The organism is Haloferax sp. Atlit-12N, from assembly GCF_003383095.1.
Taxonomy (GTDB): domain Archaea; phylum Halobacteriota; class Halobacteria; order Halobacteriales; family Haloferacaceae; genus Haloferax.
Genome location: NZ_PSYW01000102.1, coordinates 1 through 435, shown reverse-complemented (window position 1 = coordinate 435; position 435 = coordinate 1). Strand labels below are relative to the sequence as shown.

Below are 435 nucleotides of genomic sequence, written 5' to 3'. Positions count from 1 at the left end.
GGTCCGTTGGATCTTCTTCGCGACCTCGGGGATCTCGTACTCGTCGAGGTCCTTGTCGGCGGCCTCGTGGTCGACGCCGCCGCCGCCGTCGCCCTTCAGGGCGTCGCGGGTGACCATCGCACCGACGCCGCCGAGCAGGACGACGTAGGCGATGCTGATGACGCCGCCGGCGAGCCCGAGCGATTCGAGGTAGTAGACGCTGGCGCGCCCGGCCTCGATGCCGATCGTCGTGCCGGTGATCATGATCACGCCGAGCTTGTAGTCCACCTGCCCGAGGTCGTGGTGTTTCAGCGTCGCGATGACGGCCGTCCCGAAGACGAACGCCATCCCGCTGCCGACCGCGACCGGCGCCGGGTACTCCAACATGAGCAGGGCCGGCGTGACGAGGAACGACCCGCCCATGCCGAAGAACCCGAACAGGACGCCGACGACGAG

Annotated in this window: 1 protein-coding gene; it reads right to left on the bottom strand. The window is 68.7% G+C overall.

Annotation, left to right across the window (positions count from 1 at the left end; translation table 11 throughout):
* On the bottom strand, positions 1 to 435 hold a 435-nt coding region (locus C5B90_RS20210), incomplete at both ends, for a TSUP family transporter (protein ID WP_148708290.1).